The 302-nt window shown below is 54.6% G+C and carries 1 protein-coding gene; it reads left to right on the forward strand.

Features of this window, described 5'->3' with window-relative positions:
- On the forward strand, positions 1-302 hold a 302-nt coding region (locus DWZ82_RS15830), incomplete at both ends, for a MobA/MobL family protein (RefSeq protein WP_243022975.1).

The following is a 302-nucleotide window of genomic DNA, read 5'->3' on the forward strand; positions in this document are numbered from 1 at the left end:
TGGAACGACCAGAAGTATTGTGAAATCTGGCGGCATGAATGGGAGGTCATCCAGAACCGCTATCTGGACGCCAATGACCGCCCGGAGCGTGTGGACTTGCGTTCCTATGCCAGACAGGGGCTTGATATAGTCCCCACTGTCCATGAGGGGACTGCTGTCCGGCAGATGGAAAAGCGAGGTATCCAGACGAATATCGGCAACCTGAACCGGGAAATCAGAGCCGCCAACCGCCTGATGAAGTCCATCCGGCAGCTTATCCAAAACCTCAAAGGCTGGATTACCGAGCTGGGAGAAAAACGGAA

Origin of the sequence: Butyricicoccus sp. AF35-5AC, from assembly GCF_003477715.1 — a bacterium.
GTDB lineage: Bacteria > Bacillota > Clostridia > Oscillospirales > Butyricicoccaceae > Agathobaculum > Agathobaculum butyriciproducens.